Genomic DNA, 22,350 nt, shown 5'->3' with positions numbered 1-22,350 from the left:
GGTTTGGCATTTTATTTCTCCCAGGGCTTTACTCTTTATAACATCGACCGCTTATACAATAGGCTGGGTATCGATGTTTCGATTTTTATCGATGAGCAAAATATGGTTAGGAGGCACATCATTCCAGTCAGTTTTGAGATCAGTTAGTATTTCGGAGCTAATCACTATCGCATCATGATTTTCTTCATGGTGGTGATCATAAATGCATTGACCTGAGAAAAAATGCAAGGTTTCAGGTAATGAGTTTACTTCGGTGCAGTAACGAGTAGCGATGATTTGTTCGCCATCCGTAAGGCAAAGATTATAATAAGAGGCATTCTCTTTGCTGTAATAGGCAACCAAGTCATTAATCTGAAAAATGGTTTCTTTTAGAGTATCTGCAACCACTGAGAGTTGACTCAAATCTCTTCCTTTGGATAGTTGTAAAAATAAGGCGAATAGATGTTCTGAATCCGTTTCACCTTGAATCCAATCATAAATATCATCATCTAATAAATGACGAAGATGACGCTTGACCAGAAGAAAATTACTAATATCGCCGTTATGCATCAACATCCATTTACCATTAATAAAAGGATGGCAATTATACTTGGTGACTCCCCCAGCTCCCGCTGCGCGGACATGGGCGAAGAAACAAGGCGATTTAATTTTAGCAGTTAGATGAAGTAAATTTCTGTCATTCCAGGCTGGAGAGACCGAAGTAAATAATGCAGGTTCGGGGCTTATCTCAGGTGCATACCAACCCAGGCCAAAGCCGTCACCATTGGTAGGGACGCTGCTTTCTCGTGCATGTAAGCTCTGCATGATAATAGAATTAGTAGGTTTTACTAAGATATGGTCCAGTAAAACACCGGTACCTATGTAAGCGATGAATCGGCACATGGTGGCAAGATCCTTTTGTAGTGAGTGGCTCAGTTATTCAAATTATAGTTGGTTTGCGGATTATCTTGGTGATTCTGAGACATTTTTTACGAGCGCCTAAGGTGCTGCTTTCAGTATAAGTCCCCTTTTCTGCCTATTTCCCGGGCCTTGTCGGGCTTGTCGGCGGGATCTAGGGATGTAAAAACTGTTTAAGGCAGCGCCATCAGACCAAAGCGCAACCTAGGTTGAACTTAACCTATCGGGTTAAGTTTCCATTTTTTATAGAGCCATTTCAAAGTGCCATCAGCGCGAATAGTAGCCAGACCTGCATTTAAACGGTGCAAAAGCTTTGTGTTTTGCCCCTTTTTAAACGCAAGTGCTAAAGGAAATTCTGCGAACATTTTTTTCGGTACAGTTATTTTGCTCGCATAGGATTGATTAATCATGGCTTTTCCGACTTGAAAATTAAGTGCTGCAGCGTCTGCTTTTCCACTCACAATGTAGTTAAAACTTGTCTCATAATTTTCGGTAATCACTAAATTGATTGCTGGGGCAGTTTCTTCAATATAAGCCGCATAGGGGCCGGTTTTCGGTGTAACGACAATTTTTCCTGCAAGTGCTGCAAGATTCAGAGGAGTGGATTCAGATTTTCTTACAAAAAAAGCGCCGCCAGTTTTAACGAGAGGCAGACTAAAATCATAGGATTTTTGTCGTTCTGTTGTGACTGCTAGAGGCACAATGGCTTCGGCGCGACCATCATTTAAGGCTTTTTGTACTTGAGCAAAAGGAACGGGGATAAATTTGATATTGATTTTTTGCTTTGCTGCCGCTGTGTTTAGAATATCGACTATAAGACCCACCGAGCGGCCATTTTTCACGTAAATAAAAGGAGGATAATTGCTTTGATGTGCAATATGCACGGTTTCAGTGGCAGCATGAAGTTCTAAGCTAACTAGATAAGCGAATACGATAAAAATTAAACGTTTGAGCATAGGGATACTCCATGTTCTTGTGAACCATAGTGAGCAAGTCAAATTGGGCTAAATTATCTTACGATGTTTCTTAATACGCAACAGGGTATTTAGTTTGGGTGAATCGAACCAAGACTCCAGGCCTAATGACTTCCTTCAAGAAAATTTATCTATAATACTTTCGACCCGACCTGCTAGTTACAATGCCATTTCGTTCCACTTCCAATAGAATAAACTTCATTATCGCCAATGATTAAATGATCAAGTAAACGGACATCTACTAATTCCAAAGCCTGCTGAAGCCGTTCGGTAAGTGCGATATCTTGTCCGCTGGCTTCTGCTAAACCTGAAGGGTGATTGTGAGCAAGAATGAGCGCGCCTGCATTTAGTTTAAGAACTCGCTCAATGATCGGCCGCAGATAGACACTCGCTGCATTAATGGTGCCGGTAAATAATTCCTCATAAGCTAATACACGATGCTGGCTATCAAGAAATAACGCGACAACGGTCTCATTTTTTTTGTCCCGTAATTGCCGCTTCAAATAAGTATGGGTTTGTTGCGAGTTAGTTAATTGGATATCTTTTTGTAGACTAATAAAATCACTGCGGCGACAAATCTCACGCACGGCCTGTAACTGTAAATACCGTACTAGCCCTAATCCCGGTACTTTGTTAAAAGTCTGCTGATCGGCATTCAAAATAGAGCGTAAATCACCTAAATATTTAAGTAAATCAATAGCTAGTTGAAAGCAAGATTTTTTAGCACTACCAGAGCTGATAAAAACAGCCAGTAGTTCAGCATCGGAGAGGCTTTGTACGCCTTGGATGAGCAATTTTTCACGGATGCGCAAAGGTTGTGTTGGTTGCAAACAAGTCATTTGTTATTCCTTTATGACGAGGTTTGTGGTTTGATCGCAGGTATTCTTATTAAAAATAGAAAACCATGCAAGATTTTATTAACAAAAAAATTCTACTTGGGATTTGTGGAGGGATAGCAGCTTATAAATCAGCTTATCTGGTGCGGGAACTGTCACGATTGGGTGCCCGGGTAAGGGTAGTGATGACAGAGTCGGCACAGCAATTTATTTCCCCCTTAACCCTCCAAGCCTTAGGTGCTGAAGATATTCGTTCTAGTTTATTCGATCAACAAGCAGAACGGGCAATGGGGCATATTGAATTAGCGCGTTGGGCTGATTATCTAGTGATTGCGCCTGCTACAGCGAATTGTTTGGCAAAAATGGCCAATGGCTTAGCCGATGATCTCTTAACAACACTCTATTTAGTGGCTGAAACGCCTGTGATTGCTTGTCCTGCAATGAATCGATCGATGTGGGCCCATCCTGCGACGCAGGCTAATTGTCAGCTTCTAACTCAACGAGGCGTTATCTTGTTTGGACCTGGAGAAGGCTCGCAAGCTTGCGGTGAAGAAGGTTTTGGACGTATGGCTGAGGTTTACTCGATTGTGAATGCGTTAAGATTATATAAGGTGAATCAGCTTTTGCTTGGACAAAGACTCATCATTACTGCCGGACCGACTCGTGAATCCATCGATCCAGTGCGTTTTATAAGTAATAACAGTTCGGGAAAAATGGGTTATGCTCTTGCTGAGGCTGCCCATTTAGCAGGTGCGAAAGTGATTTTAATTAGCGGACCTACTAGTCTTCCTCCACCTATTGGTGTTGAGTTTTATCAGGTTGATTCGGCGAAAGCTATGCATGAAACTGTTCTACAACAGCTACAACCAGGAAGTATTTTTATTGGAACGGCTGCAGTGGCCGATTACGCTGTGCCAGAACCTGCGAAAGATAAAATAAAAAAACAAGCTAATGCCGAGTTAACCCTGAAGCTTAACCGTAATCCAGATATCCTGAGTGAAGTGGTCAGTAGTGGCAAAGCGGCCTATGTGGTTGGTTTCGCGGCAGAAACGTCGCAAGTCCTTCAACAGGCCAAAGAAAAGCTGGTAACTAAAAAATTAGACATGGTTATTGCTAACCAAGTCGGTGAGGGAGTTGGTTTTGAGGTTGATAACAATCAAGTGACTATCTTGACTAAAAATGAGCAAACCGAACTTCCTTTGACCCATAAAACAAGGCTTGCAGGTCAAATTATTGCAATCCTTGCAGCAAGTATTCAAAATACTGCCCATCGAAAATCTGGGGAATAGTATGGAACAAGCCATTCAATTAAAAATATTAGATCCACGTGTTGGAGACACAATTGCTTTACCGAGTTATGCAACCTCTGGCTCAGCAGGTCTTGATTTACGCGTATGTATAGACAATCCACTGCAAATTGCTCCCCAGGAAACCGTTTTATTGCCGACAGGTCTGGCGATTTACATTGCGGATCCTAATTTGGCTGCTGTGATTTTGCCTCGCTCTGGTTTAGGTCATAAGCATGGAATTGTTTTGGGGAATTTGGTGGGTTTAATCGATTCGGATTATCAAGGCGAATTAAAAATCTCCTGTTGGAATCGTAATCAAGAACATTTTACGATTAATCCAGGTGAGCGTATCGCGCAATTAGTTTTTTTACCTGTCGTGAGGGCGGCTTTCGAGGTCGTTGACAACTTTATAGAAACTAATCGTGGTGATGGTGGCTTTGGTAGTTCAGGGAGAGAATGATGATTTATCGAGAAAAACAAGTAGAGCGCTCAGTATTTAGAGCCTATGATATCCGTGGTGTGATTGGTAAGCAGTTGAATGAAGATGATTTTTACACCATAGGCAGAGCTATTAGTTGCCGACTTCACGATTTAAAGCGCGACAAAATATTTATCGCTCGTGATGGTCGGCTAACCAGTGATAGTTTAGCCGCTGCTTTAAAGCAAGGTTTGCTGGATAGTGGTATCACAATCATCGATTTAGGGGCTGTGGCAACGCCGGTTATGTATTACGCAACCCATACACAGGGCGTCGATTCTGGATTAATGGTAACCGGTAGTCATAATCCTGCCGATTACAATGGCATTAAGATGGTGCTAGCTGGCAAAACTTTGGTGCAAACTGACATTGATCAACTTTATGAATTAACGGTTGCTGGACGTTTTCAAGATGGTCGAGGTGAGGCGCTCTCGTGTGACATTATTCCAGACTACATCAACCGCATTGTTGGTGATATTAAATTGCATCGGCGGCTTAAAGTCGTAGTCGATTGCGGCAATGGTATTGTTGGACCTATCACGCCTCAAGTCCTGACCGCTTTGGGTTGTGACGTGATCCCCTTATATTGTGAAGTGGATGGCCGTTTTCCTAATCATCATCCTGATCCCACTATAGAAGCAAATCTGGTTGATTTAAAGAAAGCGGTTGCTCAACATCAAGCTGATATTGGTCTTGCCTTTGATGGGGATGCCGATCGTCTAGGTGTCATCACTAACCAAGGCGAAGTGATTTGGCCAGATCGCTTACTAATGTATTACGCACGGGATGTTTTGAAACACAATAAAGGTTCAACTATCGTTTATGATGTGAAATGTTCAAGTCATTTAGCCTCTGTCATTGAGGAAGCCGAAGGGGTTGCTAGAATGTGCCCCACCGGGCATTCTATTGTGAAAGGGGTGATGAAAGAAGAGCATGCTGCTTTGGCGGGAGAAATGAGTGGTCATCTTTTCTTCAAGGATCGTTGGTATGGTTTTGATGATGCACTTTATAGTGCCTGTCGGTTATTAGAAATTGTTAGTTCGAGCTCTAAGCCAGTAAGCGAACAGTTTGAAACCATTCCGAACAGTGTTAATACACCAGAAATTAAGATTCCAATCGCTGAAGAAGATAAATTTATTTTCATGCAGCGCTTTAGTGAACAGGCTAAATTTCCAAATGCGAATATTATTACTATCGATGGTTTGAGAGTGGAATTCCCGCACGGTTGGGGGCTATTACGCGCGTCAAATACAACGCCTTGCCTAGTGGCTCGTTTTGAGGCAAAAGATCAAGAAAGCTTGAAACAAATCCAGATTTTATTTAAATCAGAGCTTCAAGGTATTGATAAGGATTTAGTTGTTTCTTTCTAAAATATGTAAGTTGTTTAAGGATAAAAACCCTTTCCGCCTAGATTCCGCGGCTTGTCCGCGGAATCTAGGGTTTGAGTATGAAAAAAAAATCGCCTGGATGCCGCGGGATCTAGGGATAGGGTAAAATTCTTAAGGCAATCAACACTTCCCAAATAACCCTTTGATTTTAAACAACCTATATACAAATTAAAATAAAAATCGCTATACTGATTTATTCGTTATGAAGTAGTGCTATGTTTAAATAGAATACAGTTTACACGGTTTTACTTACCTATGGTCGTTTTTGCTTCAAATTTTATATCAATTAAGAAAGATCTTTTCTTTGGCTAATAGCTGGGCGGGAGAAAAATAATGCAAACAACCGAAACAATATGGCAAAACGGAAAATTCGTACCGTGGGCAGATGCTAAAATTCATGTTTTATCTCACACACTGCACTATGGCGGCGGCGCTTTTGAGGGAATTCGCTTTTATAATACAGCAAAGGGGCCTGCGATATTTCGTTTGCAGGATCATGTCGATCGTCTATTTTATTCTGCAGCTACTTTGAAGATGAAATTAGCTTATTCTAAAGAAGAAATAATTTCTGCCATTAAAGAGGTCGTTAGAAATAACAATATTGATGAAGGTTATATTCGCCCTATTGCTTTTTATGGTTACGGTAAAATGGGTGTTAATCCTACTGGTAATCCAGTCGAGGTTATCATTGCCTGTTGGCCCTGGGGAGCCTATCTTCCGCATGATAGTATTGATGTGAAAATAAGTAGTTACATTCGAATCCACCCTGATTCCACTGTTGTTGATGCTAAATTATGCGGCCACTATATTAATGGCATATTAGCAGCTCTCGAGTTGGAAGGAACCCATTATCATGAGGCTTTGTTTCTAGACAGTAAAGGCTATATCACTGAGGGGGTGGGCGAGAATTTTTTCCTCATAAAAAAAGGGGTTATCTACACTCCCAAATTAGGCGGGATACTTTGCGGAATTACTCGCGACACGATTATTAAGCTAGCGAGAAACTTGGGATTCAATGTTATTGAGCAAGATCTGACGCTTGAAGACGCTTATCAGGCGGATGAGGCATTTTTTACCGGTACTGCTGCGGAAGTCACCGCAATCCGCTCCATTAATGACCAAAAATTAGCTCAAGCCGATGAGGGAAAAATCACCTCAACGATTAAAAAGGCTTATATGGACCTTGTACATGGGAAAAATAGTGATTCTTTACATTATTTGACCTATATCGAGCGTCCATGTCCATAATTGAGTTACCCATCTAATAAACCCTCAGAAATTTAAGTTCTGAGGGTCAGATACCATTAATACAACTCTTTCTTAGTGCTTGATAGTATATACTTTAAATAAAGTTTAACCATTTAGCAGAGCTCGAATAGGGTGAATTCTAAAACTAGAAATGGATATTGCCATGCTTGAACGGGAACTGAAAACAAAAATTGCTAATACAATAAGCCGATACAAACTAAAATGTGATCAGCTAGAAGACGAAATTAATGTGTTAAAAAGTGCCATTTATCAATTAAGTCTTTTGCCTAACAGTATTCATATCGGGCTTGCTCAGCAAATGCATAATTTGCAAGCTAATTTAAAAGAAAATAAAGACAGCAAAAAAATTAAGAAAAGCGTTGAATCGCTCGTTAATGCGATGTCCGATCTGAAGAAAGAAGAAAAAGAGCCGCTAAACGAAACAACAACTGAACTCTTACTAAATAATCAAATCAATAGTCGATTTAATCAGTTGTTAGAGCATTTGTTGATTTCAGACGATCTTTCTAATAAATTTCAAGCAGTTAAAGAAAATTTAAAGCAGCAATTAACGGTTGAATTACTCACAAAAGTAGTGGATGCGATAACCGATTTAGTCATCGAATCGTTTAATCTCGAGCATAACCAATTTAAAGGATTTTTAAACCGCTTTGTTGATTACCTTCATGATTTTAGCAAATATTTAGAGTTGACGGATTTAAATAATGTGGAAAGTCATCAAGAATCCGAGAAATTTGAAACGGAGTTAGAAAATAATATTAAACAAATCCATCATCATATTGGTGAAGCAAAAACAATCGAAGAATTGGCTGGTAAGGTAGAAAATAGTTTAGAAGAAATTGGCCAACAAATCAGATTACATCGCGAAAAAGAACAGCAACGAATAAAAGAGTATGATGAAAAGATAATGATGCTGCAAAGTAAATTGGAAGAGGCCGAATGTGGTGCTGAAAAAATACGAAATCAATTGTCCTTCCATAAAGTCAGAATTAATCAAGATTCCTTAACAGGATTACCCAATAGAACAGCCTACGATGAATATATCTTAGCGGCATATCATCGTTGGCAGAGAGGATTTGGTGAGTTATCTCTTGGCATCGCTGATATCGATCATTTTAAAGCGATCAATGATAAATACGGTCATTTAGCTGGGGATAGAGTACTCAAAAAAGTAGCCTCAATTTTTAAATCATCTATTCGCGCGGTTGATTTTATTGCCCGTTATGGTGGCGAAGAATTTATCTTTATTTTTGAAAGAACCTCAGCTCATGATGGTGGAAAAGTGCTTGAAAACTTGCGTATTGCAATCGAAGAATGTGAATTTTGCTATCGAGATACCAGAGTATTAATTACTGCCTCCTTTGGCCTCACTGCTTTTCAGCATGAAGACAGCTTAGAGACCTTTTTTTCAAGAGCGGATGAAGCAATGTATCAAGCTAAGAAAAAAGGACGTAATCAAGTCGTCGTCCTCTAATAAAAACAGATTGCGGCGGCTAGTTTGGCTAGGTACGGGCCGGTTGAGCCGCGAAAAGCATGACGGAAAGCGCTTGTTGATCTTGGGTCCGCGCAGTCACTTTTTCTTGATGAATAAGTTGCAAACCATGGCTCTTACATAGCCGATTAACATAATCGGGATGATGACTGAAGCGAGCGGTTGCTTGCAAGTGCCAAGGGTCTTTAGTGCTAATTTCGGTCGTAAAAATGAAAGATCCCTTTGCCTTTAATCGTTCTGCTATTGTTGCAAATAAAGGCTCTAAATCGCCGATATAAGGTAACACATCGGCAGCAACCATGAGTTCATAATGCTGCTTATCCTTTTTTAAAAAACTAAGAAGATCAGCTTCAACTAATTGGTCGTAAATGTCTTTGTTCTTAGCCTGAGCTAGCATTTTTGTAGCAATATCAACACCAGTTAAATGCTGACAAATTTCTCGCAGTACTACCCCGGTTAAACCTGTGCCACAACCCAAATCGATGGCCTGTTCAATTTGGAAAAGATTGAGCTGATGAATTAATTGAGCAATATGTTGCGGCAAACTGTAGTGCAAAAGGTTTTGCATGTGCTGATCATAATAAAGCGCATAATTATTGAACAAATTCATGGCATAATCAGGACTGGTTTGGGTTTTAACTGAGTTACCAGTCAGTGCATCGAGCATGTGACGGCTGGCCGCATCTTTGGGATTAGCGGCAACCGCACGAGTCAGCAGATGTCGGGCTTTTTCTTTATCTTCAAGACGGATATAAATCGCTGCTAAATTATTAAGCGCTGCAAAATGATGTTCATTTTGATTTAAGAGCTGTTCAAAATGAAGCATTGCTTCACTTAAATGACCTAAAGCCATTTGGGCAACACCGGAATTGTAGAGATATTCAATATTGTTCGGTTCTTTCTGCAGTAAAACATCATAATGCATAAGCGCATTTTCAAAGCGATCATGATGCATAAAGGTCGCTGCAAGATTATTTCTTGCCTCGATGTGCTCATTATTAAGGGCCAAGGCTTTAGTAAAATAATCGATTGCGAGTTGAGCTTCTTCTTGTTTGAGGGCAATAACACCCAGATTGGTTAATGCTTCAACTTGGTTATTATCTTGTGCTACCACATTTTGAAAATGTGTTTTCGCTTCGTCTAATTCGTTTGCCTCTAAATCAAGTAAGCCGAGATAAAATTCGGCATCCAAATTTCCAGGATTAAGCGTTAGCACATTGTTGAATTGCAGTTTCGCCGCCGCTAATTGATTATTTTTCAATAATAAAAGCCCTAAATTAAAATGAGCAGCCACAAAAGCGGGCTCAGCATGTACTGCTTCACGATAATGATGCAGGGCTTGTTTGTAATGATTGTGAGCAGCGTATACGGCTGCTAGATTATGATGGGCCTGTGCATAATTCGGTACAAGTTGAATGGCGGTTTGATAGTGTTGAATGGCTTTTTCAAACTGTTGAGAATTTTTATAAGCATTGGCCAAATTGTTATGCAGGCTAGCATCCTTGGGATCTAAGCTCAATGCTTGCTCCATTAAGCCGATCGCTTGCGCCATTTCTCCTTGCTGGGCATGGGCAAGACCAAGAAAATGCAAGGTTTTACTATGATTGGGATTCGTAGTTAATAGTTGTTCATAGCGTTTAATTGCTTCGGAAAATTGACCTTGACGATGCAATTCAAAAGCCTGTTTAAATAAGTCCTCTTCTGCCATCATTAAATGTCTAGTTGTTTGCGTAGCTGATTTAAAGCTTGTGCACGGTGGCTAATTGTATTTTTAAGCTTAGCAGGCAATTGCGCGACTGTGCAGTGGTGGTTAGCGAGATAAAAAATAGGGTCATAGCCAAATCCTTCTTCACCCCTTCGCGTTTTGCTAATGGTGCCGGAAAATTTTCCTGTGGCAATTATCGGGGTGGGATCCTCAGCATGTTGCACAAAAGCAATGGCACAGTAGTAAAAAGCTTGACGTTGTGAATCTGGGGTATGGGCAAGCTTATCTAAAAGTAAATTGATATTAGCTTCATCACTCGCGTTTGTCCCTGCAAACCGTGCTGAATAAATGCCCGGCGCGCCGTTAAGGGCGTGCACAACCAACCCCGAATCGTCGGCCAAGGCAGGTTTATTAGCATGTTGACTGGCATGACGCGCTTTAATAATGGCATTTTCAATAAAACTCAAACCAGTTTCTTCAGCATCAGAGATGCCCAAACTGCGTTGCGGAATGCAACGCCAAGAAGAGAGAATTGCTTCTAATTCAGCAATCTTACCCCTATTTGAAGTTGCTAAAATAATTTCTTTCATCGTTGCTGTCCCTAAAAATCAATACCTAGGCTTATATCAAATTAAAAGGATTCTTGCTATCTATCTTATCGTCCTGTTATGCCGGTCTTGAGATTCTAGCTGCAATAGATAAGCTTTTGTCTCTAAACCACCGGCAAATCCGGTTAATTTGCCATTAGAGCCAATTACTCGATGACAGGGTGCAACGATGGAGATAGGATTTTTGCCATTCGCTGCGCCAACAGCACGTACCGCTTTAGGATTGCCTATTTGCTGAGCTATTTGCCCATAACTGCGTGTTTCGCCAAAAGGAATCGTTATCAGAGCATGCCAAACCTTTTTTTGAAATTCGGTGCCGACAAAATCAAGCTGCAGGGAAAATTGTTCAAGTTTTCCGGCAAAATAAGACTTTAATTGATTTTCTGTTTCAACAAGAATGGGATCGTGGTTAGATTCTTGCGGTGAACCCACCTGAACTCGTTTTGGATTATCTCTTTCCCAAAGGATTGCTGCTAAGCCTTTTTCGCTCGCTATTAATTTGAGCTCACCCACTGGTGATTTCATCATTTTATAAACATAATTCATTTTCTTTCTCCCAGCTCTTTTCTCTAACTATAATTAGATTGGAGGATAATTCTCGCCATTTTCGGACATCAATATAAAAAATATTAATGTCCGAAAATGGCGAGAAAATCGGGGTTAACTTATCTATACTTGAAACAAATCAATGAATGATCAAGGGTTTCTCTTATGATTGATGGGAATGTGGCCTACAACGCACTGAAGTCACACGACCCTCGCTTTGATGGTGTATTTTTTGTGGGGGTCACTTCGACGGGTATCTATTGTCGACCAATCTGTCCTGCTAAAACACCAAAACTCGAAAATTGTCTTTTTTTTGAAAGCCGTGAAGCTGCAGAAAAAGCATCTTTCCGTCCTTGTTTGCGCTGCCGTCCAGAGTTGGCGCCTGGTAATGCGCCTGTCGATAATACAAAACGTATGGCGTATTTGATAGCCCGACAAATGGAAGAAAAGCTGATTAGCGATGGCGCAAACCTTGAAGATATTGCCCAGCAATTCGCAATTAGTTCTCGGCAATTGCGCCGCATTGTGCAGAAAGAATTTGGCGTTTCGCCCATCGAACTCATTCAGACGCGGCGTTTATTGCTAGCCAAACAGTTGCTCACTGAAACCAGTTTACCCATTATTAAAGTTGCTTTTGCTAGTGGCTTTTCTAGCCTGAGGCGTTTCAACGATGCTTTCAATCTGCATTATAAAATGCCTCCCACCCGTCTGCGTAAAGAAGTGGCTAACCATAAAAAGGACCTTGATCGTATGGATACGATAACACTTCAACTCAGCTATCGTCCGCCTTATGACTGGCCTAGTTTGCTCGAATTTCTCAGTGCGAGGCTGATTAAGGGGGTTGAGCAGATCATCGATGAACATTATTTGCGTACCATCCGTTTGGGTAACCATAGTGGTTGGATCAAAGTGATGAATGCGCCACAAAAAAATGCGCTGATGGTGGAGTTATCTTATTCCTTAACGCCGGTATTGCCCGCCTTACTAGGGCGCTTGCGTAATATGTTTGATTTAAACACTAGGGCAGATCTTATTATTGCTCAATTGATGAAGGATGAACGTTTAAAAAACAGCCTAAGCAAAAATCCTGGTTTGCGTGTTCCAGGTGCTTTTGATGGGTTTGAAATGGCAATTCGAGCTATTTTAGGCCAGCAGATCACGGTTAAAGCGGCGACAACCATAGCCTGCCGTTTTGCTGCGGCATTTGGCGAGGAGTTTACTACGCCATTTCCAGAGCTAAGGCTGCTCTCGCCTCAACCCGAGCGCATCGCTAGGGCAACTATCAATGATATCGCTGGATTAGGCATAGTGAGTGCCCGTGCGAAATCGATGATTGCATTAGCACAGGCATTCGTAGCAGAAACGATTCGCCTTGATATTGGAATGAGCCCTGAAACAGCAATAAAAAAATTGACAGAACTTCCAGGGATTGGCCAATGGACGGCCCATTATATCGCTATGCGTGCGCTACATTGGCCTGATGCTTTCCCCAAAGAAGATATCGCTGTACGCAATAATCTAGGTGGTGTTTCAATCAAACAGGCTGAGGAAATGTCCCAACTTTGGCGTCCTTGGCGTAGTTATGCTGTGCTACATATTTGGAAAAACTTGAAGGAAGGATGAGATCCAGATTTTTCATCAAAGTTCGCATGTTGCGCAACTCCCGACTAAATTAGGTTATCATCATATCGTTAAACGGCAGTACCAAGTTTAGCGGGTTAAATGCAGAAACGGGTCTGTTTAAAATCAAGCAATCAAAGTCTGTTTGGTTTGGAAATAGTATTTAACTCGCCTTAGGGCTTGAAACAGATAGTTGTGACTGTTCTTTGGTACCGTCTTCTTGTTTATGAGGTGATGTTGATTTAAACATACTCTGCTGACTCACCTTCATTGGATTAGGATGAGAATAACTAGTGGTTTGTTGTGTCCTAATAGTAGGAACAGTAACCAGATCATTCTGGATAGGAGGGTGCCTGCGGCCTGCTCTTCTTCTTGTTGGCGCTTCCTCAGTATCTCTTAAACGGTGTCGCTCTACCATAGAAAGTTCTAAATAGTCTTTAAGCTCTCTGCTTTTTCCTGTTGTTATAAAATAACTATCTTTAATGTACTCCTCACCGTAGATATCAAGCAGCGTAAAATAAGCATATTTATCTTTCTTTCTTGAGCCAGCTTGCTCTATTCGAGCTTCTAAACTTATGAAGGCTTCTCTTGCAGGTAAAACGGGAATCCCTTCTTTCTCTACAGCGCTAACATGACTTAAACCAAAGTCTTCTTTATTGAGGAGTTGGATTTTAAGATCAGGATGCTTGCCGCTAGTATCAATAATATCGAAATCATAAACAACCTTTGGCCCGATTGACTCACAGGCTTGTATCTGATAAATCGACCCTTCAGTTTTTAGTTTATCGGCTAGAACGAACATCATCCTCTGTGCCATCTCTTGCTGAGCAACAACAATATCGATATCGGCAGGATTTTCGCTCTTTGGAAAATCAACCCCATGTAGCAAAAGTCCCATGCTTCCTTGAACAATAGGGCTGATTTTAGACGTGGCCGTTTGGTCATAAAATAAAAAAACAGAAGTAATTAACTGCGCTATTAGTTTTAGATATTCAGTTGAATGAGCAGATCTTAGACTCGGCTCTTGTTCAAATTTTGTTTGCATCGCTTGATCTCACAATTTGTTAATTGTGATTAGAATAAATACAAAATATTATGAAAATATTAAAAACAAGAAACCTTTGTTGACTATAAGTAAATTTAACTATTTTGTTACAAATTAACGGGAAGTTCCCGCTGCTAGGGATTCTCTATTTGCATTAAAGCAGAGCTACTTAGCTCAACATAATAATTTCTTAATGCCAATGCCCTAAAATTAAGCAAAAGATTAAGTTTTCCTATATCCAAGGATTGCAAAATGCCTATTGAAGATAAAATGGTAGATGAAGATACAAAAAGTGCTGGTGCTAAAATAGTAAAGGTTGCTAAATGGTGTTTAACTGTTGACGATTTGGACATTAAGAAATATTGTAAGACAGCATTAGATCAGTTATCTAGCTTATTGTCAGGAGCAAAGGCAGAAGACTATTTAAAAATTCTTGAAGAGGAGGAGCTATTAGCTCTTGGTAACCAATTAGAGGAATCACTTTCCCAAATTTCTACTAAAGTAACAAAAATGAAAAAAGACTTAGTAGTATTGCAAGAGGCAGAGTTAGAGAAAAAAAGAGCAAATGTAATAAAAGAAAAAGAAACAAATGACAGAGCCATTACTGATATAAGAACTCGATGTAACTATATTTCCCAAAATGAGCAACCAACGTTTTGGCCTTCTTATTTGGCAGATAATAATCCCGGATTTTTTAAAAGTATTATTCTCTTTTTTATACCGCAATCGTTCATTGATGACGCCAAAGAGAGCTGTAATAAGTTTGATGAAAAATTGCGTGTATTAGAAAAAGAAATTCGAACGCTAGAGGAAAAAAAAGAAAGGTTGGCAGGGGATGTGTACAATTATGAATGTCAAATTGTGTCAGAAAAAAAGCTTGCGGATGGCTTGAGTTTATTACAGGAAAGCAAAACCTCCCTGGGAAAAACTGTCAATGATTTAAAAGCCGCTATTAATATTCTATTACCCCAAAATGAAAGTGAAGAGAATGAATTTGCAGAAACTAATGACGATCAAAATGATGATGATCTAACTGCGAATCCTGAAGATGATGATGAGATATTTGTTTTTGAACCCAAATAGTACCGCTGATATTCTCGCATTGTATGATTACATCGTTAGGCCGATCCCTAACCTACCTTTCGGTGAAATTTTACCAGACAACAACACTATCTCGCATAGGGTTAGTACAATCTATTTTTCTTACCAGTTTTTAAGCAATTCTGGTTGATAACTCAAATCCAGCCATCGTTAAAGTACCACCAGAATGAATAATTAATACCTTGCCCTTAACGTGCCCTGTTTCTATCTGTTTTCTTGCTGAATAAAATAATTTGGCAGCGTAGATAGGATCAGCCAAAATCCCTTCTTCTCGCGCTAGACGCCTAATTTCATTTTTAATCGTTTGATTCACAGACCCAAAGGCTTTTGCAGTATCTGGATAAAAACAACGAACCTGTGCGGGGATTTGCCCAATCCAATTCTTTAGTTTGTAGCGAAATGTTTTTTCGTCATCGGCCAATAAAAGCACATGGATAAATGCTGGATGATTGAATTCCTTTAAACCTTTTATCAAAGCTGCAGCAGAAAAACCGGTACCGGCATCGACAAAAATATGCTGAAACCTCAGTCCGAATGTTTTTTCATTAGTTAAGATATCCACCGCAATACTACTTGCCCCAACCATTGCTTCTGCTACACTGGCGCCCTCACTGAGGACAAATCCTGGCTCTTTAAGCTCATTCAAATACTGCTGGGCCAGTTCCTCAACGTTTGGCCAATCTTGGCGCTCGACCCAAACGATTTCTTGTTCAGTCAAAAAAAGACTGCTCAATTTAAAATTGCCTTGGATCGCTGAATTTCGCGGTTTGAGCAAAAATGCAGTGGGTTGTAACTTAAATTCTCTGGCCATTTGCAGGGCGGCAAGCAAATTATTGGATTGAGGACCGGCAATAATAATGAGCTGTTTAATCCCTTTTTTCATTAAATCAGGCATTAAACCCGCATACTTACGCAGTTTCGAACCACTAATGCCACAGCCTAATTCATCATCTCGTTTGACATAGCAAACAACCTCATTACTAGGAAAATTATTGAGTTTATGAATACGGCTGGATAAATTCCATAGAAATTGGGTCATCGTAGTAAGTTCTCACAGCTAGCGGTAGGTTGGGTCTTGGCCCATGTTCGTCAAGCTAAGCCTTGTTTAGCTTATAATTCGATTTTTTAGGCTAACAATCAACCGTTCAGACTGAGGAGGCGCTTGCGCAGTCTCGAAGTCCCACATCAGGACTAGCAAGACTTCGAGACGGCCTAACGGCTCCGCGCATCCTGAGGCTCTCGAAGGACTCAACCGGAACGAAACCAGATAAATCCCTCAGTCTGACGGCCATAGGCCAAGGCCGGATTTACAATATTGGACAGGCCGCGACGGGTTAGTCAATATTTTAAGTACTTTACTCATTTTACACGAGATTATATTTTAACAACTAGACTATAGCGGAACTCAATAATTATGACACAACTTGATGATCTATTTGAAATTCTAAAAAAACAACTTCGCGCGCAAGGTTTCACTTATAAATTGCTTGCTGAAAAACTGAATTTATCGGAAGCCAGTGTAAAGCGCATGTTTACACAACAAGACATTAATTTAAGCCGTTTAGAAGCGATTTGCTCTTGCCTTAGTCTGTCATTATCGGAAGTGTTTGCGATTTTAGAGAAGGGGAAAAAGCGTATTTTGCATTTATCAAAAAGCCAGGAAAAGGAGCTAGTTAGTGAATTGGAATTACTACTGGTTGCCATTTGCATTCTTAATCATTGGACGTTCACTGATATTCTGCAATATTACAGCATTTCGGAACATGCTTTGATTCAACATGCTGCGCGCCTAGATCGTATGAAATTTATCGAATTACAGCCTGGGAATCGTTTTAAGCGTCTGATTGATCCTGATTTCCATTGGATTCCTGATGGTCCGATTCAGCGGTTTTTTCAGGAAAAAATTCAAAATGATTTTTTTAGCTCTAATTTTGAAAATCCCAGCGAATTATATTTGGTTAGAAGTGGGATGCTCAGTGAACAAGATAATCTGTTATTTCAGCAACTTCTTAATAAAGCAGCGAATGAATTCGTCAAACTTTGTCGGGATACAGTGGATATACCGATTGAAAAACGCCATGGAACCGCATTGGTTATTGCAATGCGGCCATGGGTTCCTCCTATTTTTGATCGTTTAAAAAGAAGTTAACAATTGCTTAGCGAGCTGATAATCCCGCTTACCATTACCAAGTTTTGGTAGTGCAGCGAGTTGTTTAATTTGCCCTGGCAGGCGAAGTTTTGGAAGATTGGCTGCCATCAAGCGTTGCCATAATTCATTTTCAGCGATACTTGCAGAATAAAGAAGAACTAGCTTTTCTCCCTTTTTTTCATCAGGAATTGCCAGAGCCATGAGTTCGATATTTTCCTCTCGAGCATGCTGCTGCCATTCTTGTTCAAGCTGGCTTAAGCTAAGCATTTCGCCGGCAACTTTAGCAAAACGTGAGTACCTGTCAACAATCGTAAGAAAGCCGTCCTTATCCAGATGGCCTTTATCGCCCGTTTTGTACCAGCTATAGTTATCATCATGAATGAGCACTTCCTGCGTTTTTTCAGGTAAATTCAAATAACCCTCCATCACCTGCGTACCACCTATCAACACGAGCCCGTCTTGCCCGATAGGTAGGTCTTCTAAACTGAGAGGATCAACCACTCTGAACGCACAACCCGGCAAGGGCAACCCCACAGAACCTGTCTTTCCCGCTTTGTGAATATGCCAATCATCGATAGAAACTGCATCTGGCAAATTACAACTCGCTACGGGTGCTACCTCAGTGGCCCCATAGCCCTCATAAATTTCTCGATTAAATTTTTCTTTAAATTCTTTATAAACAACCGGGGATAACTTTTCTGCGCCAGCAACTACCATGCGCAAGGATTGCAACATTTGCGGGTGAATAGCAGCATTTTGCGTATACAACCTCAATAAACTAGAAGTTGAACAGACAAGGGTTAGCCTATGTTTATAAATCAATTTAGCGATAACTAGGGCTTTGGTGGGATCAGGATAGCAAAGCATAGGTATGCCTTTTAAAAGAGGCATTAAGGTGGTGACAGTTAAGCCAAAAGCATGAAATAGAGGTAAGGAATTGAGCATGAGGTCGTGATTTTCGATACCAAATACCGTTGAGACTTGATTGATGTTGCCTAATAAATTCGCATGCGTCAGCTTCACCCCCTTAGGTTCACCCTCAGAGCCGCTACTAAATAAAATGGCTGCTGTTGAGTGAATCTCGCTTTTTTTGAAGAAAAAAAGTTTGATTAAACTGGCTGGCATCCATTGAGTGAGTAGATTATAAGCAAAGATGGCAGCTTTGTTTTTCTGGAATTTTAGATCTTCGAGATAAATGACTTGGACGGAGTCTAATAACTCATTAAGTAGGATACCTCGCTTTTCTAATTGAGTTAAAAATTGGCGCGAGGTAATGAGGGTACGAATGGACGCCTGTTTCATTGCTGATTCAAACGATAAATTGCCCGAAGTATAGTTTAAATTAACGATTGTTTTACCCGAAATGAGAACCGTTAAATTAGCAATAACAGCGGCAGTACTGGTCGGTAAAACCAGGCCGATATTTTGTTGTTGATGCACTTGTTTTTTTATTTTTCGACGTAAGAAAAGAACAAGACCTAGCAAAGCTTGCATGGATATTGCTTTGCCATTTTCCTCAATAATAGCTGGTGAACGCTTTCTTTTTTTGACTTGGGAAAGCCATTCTGATTGGATATTTTTAAGTTCACCAATTGAATATTTCCAAGCTTTAATGGAAAGCTCCGCCACCTTTTGTTTGACTTCCCGGGCAGAACTTGAGATCTCCATTTTAGATCCATAAATCACAGACACTTGACGAGGATTACCCGTTTTTATTTCTTTTTTGTAAGATGTTTTAGAGCCCCAGAGACCGTGAATATAGAAAGGAATAATTACTGCATTTGCATCAACAGCAGCACGCTCAAAACCTGTGCGAAAGGTCCCCATTTGGCCATTTCGAGTGAGCCGTCCTTCTGGGAACAGAGCGACTACTTCACCATTATTCAAGGCCGTATTAATTTCTACGAGTGCTTTTTGACTAGCACCTCGAGCAATAGGAATGACTTTAAATTTTTTGAATAACCAGTTTAAATACCAAATTTCATAAATGGATCGCTCCATAACAAAGCGAATGGGTCGAGGACAAGCAATTTGCAATACCGCCCAGTCGATAAAGCTGACGTGATTTCCTAGTAATAACACGCCGCCGGATGAGGGTAGGTTATCTAATTGATGGACACTAAGCCGATAAAATCGTGAGGCGATAAAATACAGCACATAACGGATTAAAGATTGTGGCAAAGTAGTGATGGTATAAACCGAACCCATTAAGGCGATAATGAATAAGCCATAAAGCAGGAGTTGGCTGTCTACACCGACTATGCTGAGAAGCACGGTCAATCCTAAAAAAACGAGCATAAAGCAATTTTGTAGAAAGTTGTTGGCCGATTGGACCTTACCAGCTTCTTGTCGAGGTGCATTAAACTGGATTAAGGCATTCAGTGGAACAATTAACATGCCACCAAAGAAGCCATAGGCTAAAAATAGCAGGACAATTGCTGTTGTATTGGAGAGAAAAGAAAGAATAAAAAGTCCAAAAGCAATGCCGACAGCGGCGACCGGGATTAAACCAGTTTCTACAAATCCTTTCGATACTTTACCCGCATACAAAGCGCCTAGTAAAATGCCTATTCCCGCTACCGCAAGCGACCCTTGGGCAAAGAAAACACTGACCGGACCGACATGATCTTTTAAATAAGCCCCATAACTTGCCAAGAGGACTTGATTGATAGCCCAAAACAGGGATAAGCCGATCATGCACGAAAAAATGATAGGCGATTGGCGAGTTTTGTTGAAATAAGATTTTAAATAGTTGCCTTTAAAATATTGGGAAAATTCATAGTGTGATTGTGGATCAGCCGCTTTGTTTTTCACTAAATTAAAGGTCATCAACGTTTCAAAAATTGAAAAAGCAATCAGCAAAAATCCTGCTGGAGCAAAGGATTTTAGTAATAAAATTTTATCATTACTACTTTGTAAATTTTCAAGCTTAATGCAGTAGCTAAAAATACAAGTAAAAACAATGGTTCCAGCAAGGATAGCGATAATGGTTAAAGTTTGAATAATCGCATTGACTTGGGAGAGATGTTCTTTACCAAATAATTCTTTAATATAACCATATTTTGCTGGTGAATTCAGAGCGCTTTGAATCGCCAATAAAAAAGTTAAGGAAAATGCTCCCCAAAAAAATCCTTGAAAATAACAGTAAGTGATCAAAATGGTTAAAGGAATCGCTGCTGCCGCAGTCACTTGCAATACCTTTGTTTTCGGGTATTTATCGGCAATAAATCCAGAAGGGGTAAATAACAAAATATAAGGCAAAAGAATTAGTGCATTAATTATCGATGAAAAAATGGTGTAAGCTGATCCTGTAAGTGTTTGATAAAGGGTATCCTGAATTAATATTTTATGACCTAAATCAATAAAAGTATTAAAGAAAACAAGCATCATATAAGAAAAGAAACCTTTAATTTTTGTTAATGTCATTTTGTACTCCAAGAACTTCTTGATTGCTTAAAAAAGCTAAGACTTTTTAAATGGTTAAATTTGTAAAGTTCTTAGAATTTAAACAAAGAAAATAATTTGTTCTAGGATGATGAACAGTTACTATTTTGCTTAGACTTTAGGTATAAGAAATTAATACTATTGGTGTTTTATAGAGGTGTTCTAAGTAGCCTTGATTAGGCTTTCGCTTCATCAAGGCTGCACGCATTGAGTTTTTAATGTGTGAAGTTAAGAATGCTAGGTTTAACATAATATCCAAAAAAACTAACTGTAGATAGAATGTCGGACTTCTTCGAATCGGGCTGCATCTTCTGCTTGTGCTTCTTGGTCAAGTTTCAATTTTTTTTCTTCTTTTTCTTTTTTCTTCTCATCTTTCTCGCTTTTACGCTTATTTTTAGCTTGTAATTCCGCTAAAATTCCAGCCAATAAAGCATGAGTACTAGCCTCCACTCTATCTTGCACGTTGAGAGTTTGCCCAGATGTTTCTGTTCGTGCTGCTCTTTTTTGTTTCGGATTAAAAAAACGTGGGCCCTGACCGGAACAAGTTTGATTTGTTTTTTTATCGTCAGTGACTGCCTGAGTGTCTGCCTTTTTTTTACCCATCATGATCTCCTTATACTTGTGAGCACTTCCAGATTAATCTAAAACTTGTGTAAAATGCAAACGATTTTGTCACTATTTGTAAATTTTGGGTTTATTTCGTTAAGAACCAACCAGTCTGGGTGGGCTATTACTAAGTACTTCATTCGTCATTCTGTGGCTTGACACTTCTAATTAACTTAAGCCGTATAAATTATGTGATTGTGAACTGTGACATAAGTCCTTTATGATTTAGACTCCTGTCGGTACGCAAAAACAGATAGAATCAATCGAAGGTACAATTAGGCCTGATAACAATATGAATGATCGAGGTTGTTAAGCCCCAGCGAGGGCACCCAGTTAGGAGTATTTCAAAAATGAAGCAATATCAAGGTGAATGTTTATGTGGTGCCTGTCGTTATATCATCACAGCAGAACAAAAACCACAAGCGATGTATTTCTGTCATTGTAGTCGATGTAGAAAAGAAACTGGCTCGGCTCATGGTGCTAACGTGTTTTTTGAAGAGGCTCAATTAATATGGGAGAAAGGTAAGGATAATCTCACCTCCTTCAAGTTAGAGAATACAAGAAAACAACGAGCCTTTTGCAAAACTTGCGGCAGCCCACTTCCTAGACAAGAAAACAGCCAGGTAATTTTGCCAGCAGGCAGCTTAGATAAAGACATTTCTCTTGAACCAACGGCACATATTTTCTATAAAAGTCGCTCATCTTGGGAAGATAGCCTAATAGATTTAAAACGATTTGATGAATTACCGACGGCTGAGTGAAGTCTAGGGTAAATGAAGTCAAATCGTATTAATTTTTCACATTATAAAAATACTAGAAAGGCAGCTTCTTAACCAAAGCGAGAAACTAGTAGCGATAGGAAAATATTGTTTACGGGAAATTATTAGAGCTATTCCTCTTCCT

The 22,350-nt window shown here is 39.9% G+C and carries 19 protein-coding genes; 9 read left to right on the top strand and 10 right to left on the bottom strand.

Annotated features, from left to right (window positions below; all coding sequences use genetic code 11):
• Positions 1-51: 51 nt before the first annotated feature.
• The 3 genes from Lnau_RS09920 to radC form a co-directional block, all read right to left on the bottom strand.
• A complete protein-coding gene (locus Lnau_RS09920) occupies positions 52-882 on the bottom strand; it encodes a class II glutamine amidotransferase (RefSeq protein ID WP_058504988.1) in 831 nt (276 codons plus the stop codon).
• A gap of 230 nt (positions 883-1,112) precedes the next feature.
• Positions 1,113-1,853 (bottom strand): substrate-binding periplasmic protein, encoded by a 741-nt coding sequence (locus Lnau_RS09915; RefSeq protein ID WP_058504987.1) that lies wholly within the window; start codon positions 1,851-1,853, stop codon positions 1,113-1,115.
• A gap of 173 nt (positions 1,854-2,026) precedes the next feature.
• Complete coding sequence (gene radC, locus Lnau_RS09910; protein ID WP_058504986.1) at positions 2,027-2,710, bottom strand: RadC family protein; 684 nt, start codon at positions 2,708-2,710, stop codon at positions 2,027-2,029.
• Between the two features lie 65 nt (positions 2,711-2,775).
• Here radC and coaBC point away from each other — a divergent pair, with 65 nt between their 5' ends.
• From coaBC to Lnau_RS09885, 5 genes are all read left to right on the top strand, one after another.
• Positions 2,776-3,996 carry a bifunctional phosphopantothenoylcysteine decarboxylase/phosphopantothenate--cysteine ligase CoaBC gene (gene coaBC, locus Lnau_RS09905; RefSeq protein ID WP_058504985.1) on the top strand — a complete coding sequence of 407 codons (1,221 nt, stop codon included), beginning with the start codon at positions 2,776-2,778 and terminating at the stop codon, positions 3,994-3,996.
• A 1-nt stretch (position 3,997) separates the two neighbouring features.
• Positions 3,998-4,456: a dUTP diphosphatase gene (gene dut, locus Lnau_RS09900; protein ID WP_058504984.1), complete on the top strand. Its 459-nt coding sequence runs from the start codon at positions 3,998-4,000 to the stop codon at positions 4,454-4,456.
• The gene (locus tag Lnau_RS09895; RefSeq protein ID WP_058504983.1) at positions 4,456-5,844 is read left to right on the top strand and encodes a phosphomannomutase/phosphoglucomutase; all 1,389 of its coding nucleotides are present in this window, start codon (positions 4,456-4,458) and stop codon (positions 5,842-5,844) included. Before dut ends, Lnau_RS09895 begins: the two co-directional genes overlap by 1 nt.
• Before the next feature lie 351 nt (positions 5,845-6,195).
• Complete coding sequence (locus tag Lnau_RS09890; RefSeq protein WP_058504982.1) at positions 6,196-7,110, top strand: branched-chain amino acid transaminase; 915 nt, start codon at positions 6,196-6,198, stop codon at positions 7,108-7,110.
• Between the two features lie 163 nt (positions 7,111-7,273).
• A complete protein-coding gene (locus Lnau_RS09885; RefSeq protein WP_058504981.1) occupies positions 7,274-8,605 on the top strand; it encodes a GGDEF domain-containing protein in 1,332 nt (443 codons plus the stop codon).
• A gap of 28 nt (positions 8,606-8,633) precedes the next feature.
• Here the strand turns inward: Lnau_RS09885 and Lnau_RS09880 are convergent, their stop codons facing one another.
• The 3 genes from Lnau_RS09880 to Lnau_RS09870 are packed head-to-tail and all read right to left on the bottom strand — an operon-like array spanning position 8,634 to position 11,482.
• Entirely contained in the window at positions 8,634-10,331 is a 1,698-nt protein-coding gene (locus Lnau_RS09880; protein ID WP_058505026.1) for a tetratricopeptide repeat protein, read from the bottom strand.
• A gap of 2 nt (positions 10,332-10,333) precedes the next feature.
• Positions 10,334-10,918: an RdgB/HAM1 family non-canonical purine NTP pyrophosphatase gene (gene rdgB / locus Lnau_RS09875; protein WP_058504980.1), complete on the bottom strand. Its 585-nt coding sequence runs from the start codon at positions 10,916-10,918 to the stop codon at positions 10,334-10,336.
• A gap of 60 nt (positions 10,919-10,978) precedes the next feature.
• Positions 10,979-11,482: a methylated-DNA--[protein]-cysteine S-methyltransferase gene (locus Lnau_RS09870; protein ID WP_058504979.1), complete on the bottom strand. Its 504-nt coding sequence runs from the start codon at positions 11,480-11,482 to the stop codon at positions 10,979-10,981.
• Positions 11,483-11,647: 165 nt separating this feature from the next.
• Between Lnau_RS09870 and Lnau_RS09865 the strand changes: the two genes are divergently transcribed.
• The gene (locus Lnau_RS09865) at positions 11,648-13,105 is read left to right on the top strand and encodes a DNA-3-methyladenine glycosylase 2 family protein (RefSeq protein ID WP_058504978.1); all 1,458 of its coding nucleotides are present in this window, start codon (positions 11,648-11,650) and stop codon (positions 13,103-13,105) included.
• Positions 13,106-13,265: 160 nt separating this feature from the next.
• Here Lnau_RS09865 and Lnau_RS09860 read toward each other — a convergent pair whose 3' ends face one another.
• A complete protein-coding gene (locus Lnau_RS09860) occupies positions 13,266-14,147 on the bottom strand; it encodes a hypothetical protein (protein WP_058504977.1) in 882 nt (293 codons plus the stop codon).
• 252 nt (positions 14,148-14,399) lie between these two features.
• Here Lnau_RS09860 and Lnau_RS09855 point away from each other — a divergent pair, with 252 nt between their 5' ends.
• Complete coding sequence (locus tag Lnau_RS09855; protein ID WP_058504976.1) at positions 14,400-15,230, top strand: hypothetical protein; 831 nt, start codon at positions 14,400-14,402, stop codon at positions 15,228-15,230.
• A 130-nt stretch (positions 15,231-15,360) separates the two neighbouring features.
• On the opposite strand, the gene Lnau_RS09850 is transcribed toward Lnau_RS09855, so the two are convergent.
• Positions 15,361-16,287, bottom strand: a complete 927-nt coding sequence (locus Lnau_RS09850) for a 1-aminocyclopropane-1-carboxylate deaminase/D-cysteine desulfhydrase (RefSeq protein WP_058504975.1) — start codon at positions 16,285-16,287, stop codon at positions 15,361-15,363.
• Between the two features lie 375 nt (positions 16,288-16,662).
• On the opposite strand from Lnau_RS09850, the gene Lnau_RS09845 reads away from it, so the two are divergent.
• Positions 16,663-17,397, top strand: coding sequence for a helix-turn-helix domain-containing protein (locus Lnau_RS09845; RefSeq protein ID WP_058504974.1), 735 nt, complete (start codon positions 16,663-16,665; stop codon positions 17,395-17,397).
• On the opposite strand, the gene Lnau_RS09840 is transcribed toward Lnau_RS09845, so the two are convergent.
• Together Lnau_RS09840 and Lnau_RS09835 are read right to left on the bottom strand one after the other, a co-directional pair.
• Entirely contained in the window at positions 17,383-20,823 is a 3,441-nt protein-coding gene (locus Lnau_RS09840) for an acyl-[ACP]--phospholipid O-acyltransferase (RefSeq protein ID WP_058504973.1), read from the bottom strand. The two genes, Lnau_RS09845 and Lnau_RS09840, sit on opposite strands and share 15 nt — an antisense overlap.
• Before the next feature lie 282 nt (positions 20,824-21,105).
• Positions 21,106-21,447, bottom strand: coding sequence for a hypothetical protein (locus tag Lnau_RS09835; RefSeq protein WP_133134917.1), 342 nt, complete (start codon positions 21,445-21,447; stop codon positions 21,106-21,108).
• A 350-nt stretch (positions 21,448-21,797) separates the two neighbouring features.
• On the opposite strand from Lnau_RS09835, the gene Lnau_RS09830 reads away from it, so the two are divergent.
• Positions 21,798-22,208: a GFA family protein gene (locus Lnau_RS09830; RefSeq protein ID WP_058504971.1), complete on the top strand. Its 411-nt coding sequence runs from the start codon at positions 21,798-21,800 to the stop codon at positions 22,206-22,208.
• The last annotated feature ends 142 nt before the right edge of the window (positions 22,209-22,350 follow it).

The organism is Legionella nautarum (genome assembly GCF_001467895.1).
Classification (GTDB): Bacteria; Pseudomonadota; Gammaproteobacteria; order Legionellales; family Legionellaceae; genus Tatlockia; species Tatlockia nautarum.
The sequence above is the reverse complement of the archived record's forward strand: the minus strand, read 5'-3'. Positions and strand labels throughout refer to the sequence as shown.

Bases quoted from the DNA above. Each gene is read 5' to 3' on its own strand.
- Lnau_RS09920 (WP_058504988.1), bottom strand. From the start codon at position 882: ATGTGCCGATTCATCGCTTACATAGGTACCGGTGTTTTACTGGACCAT.
- Lnau_RS09915 (WP_058504987.1), bottom strand. From the start codon at position 1,853: ATGCTCAAACGTTTAATTTTTATCGTATTCGCTTATCTAGTTAGCTTA.
- radC (WP_058504986.1), bottom strand. From the start codon at position 2,710: ATGACTTGTTTGCAACCAACACAACCTTTGCGCATCCGTGAAAAATTG.
- coaBC (WP_058504985.1), top strand. From the start codon at position 2,776: ATGCAAGATTTTATTAACAAAAAAATTCTACTTGGGATTTGTGGAGGG.
- dut (WP_058504984.1), top strand. From the start codon at position 3,998: ATGGAACAAGCCATTCAATTAAAAATATTAGATCCACGTGTTGGAGAC.
- Lnau_RS09895 (WP_058504983.1), top strand. From the start codon at position 4,456: ATGATTTATCGAGAAAAACAAGTAGAGCGCTCAGTATTTAGAGCCTAT.
- Lnau_RS09890 (WP_058504982.1), top strand. From the start codon at position 6,196: ATGCAAACAACCGAAACAATATGGCAAAACGGAAAATTCGTACCGTGG.
- Lnau_RS09885 (WP_058504981.1), top strand. From the start codon at position 7,274: ATGCTTGAACGGGAACTGAAAACAAAAATTGCTAATACAATAAGCCGA.
- Lnau_RS09880 (WP_058505026.1), bottom strand. From the start codon at position 10,331: ATGGCAGAAGAGGACTTATTTAAACAGGCTTTTGAATTGCATCGTCAA.
- rdgB (WP_058504980.1), bottom strand. From the start codon at position 10,918: ATGAAAGAAATTATTTTAGCAACTTCAAATAGGGGTAAGATTGCTGAA.
- Lnau_RS09870 (WP_058504979.1), bottom strand. From the start codon at position 11,482: ATGAATTATGTTTATAAAATGATGAAATCACCAGTGGGTGAGCTCAAA.
- Lnau_RS09865 (WP_058504978.1), top strand. From the start codon at position 11,648: ATGATTGATGGGAATGTGGCCTACAACGCACTGAAGTCACACGACCCT.
- Lnau_RS09860 (WP_058504977.1), bottom strand. From the start codon at position 14,147: ATGCAAACAAAATTTGAACAAGAGCCGAGTCTAAGATCTGCTCATTCA.
- Lnau_RS09855 (WP_058504976.1), top strand. From the start codon at position 14,400: ATGCCTATTGAAGATAAAATGGTAGATGAAGATACAAAAAGTGCTGGT.
- Lnau_RS09850 (WP_058504975.1), bottom strand. From the start codon at position 16,287: ATGACCCAATTTCTATGGAATTTATCCAGCCGTATTCATAAACTCAAT.
- Lnau_RS09845 (WP_058504974.1), top strand. From the start codon at position 16,663: ATGACACAACTTGATGATCTATTTGAAATTCTAAAAAAACAACTTCGC.
- Lnau_RS09840 (WP_058504973.1), bottom strand. From the start codon at position 20,823: ATGACATTAACAAAAATTAAAGGTTTCTTTTCTTATATGATGCTTGTT.
- Lnau_RS09835 (WP_133134917.1), bottom strand. From the start codon at position 21,447: ATGATGGGTAAAAAAAAGGCAGACACTCAGGCAGTCACTGACGATAAA.
- Lnau_RS09830 (WP_058504971.1), top strand. From the start codon at position 21,798: ATGAAGCAATATCAAGGTGAATGTTTATGTGGTGCCTGTCGTTATATC.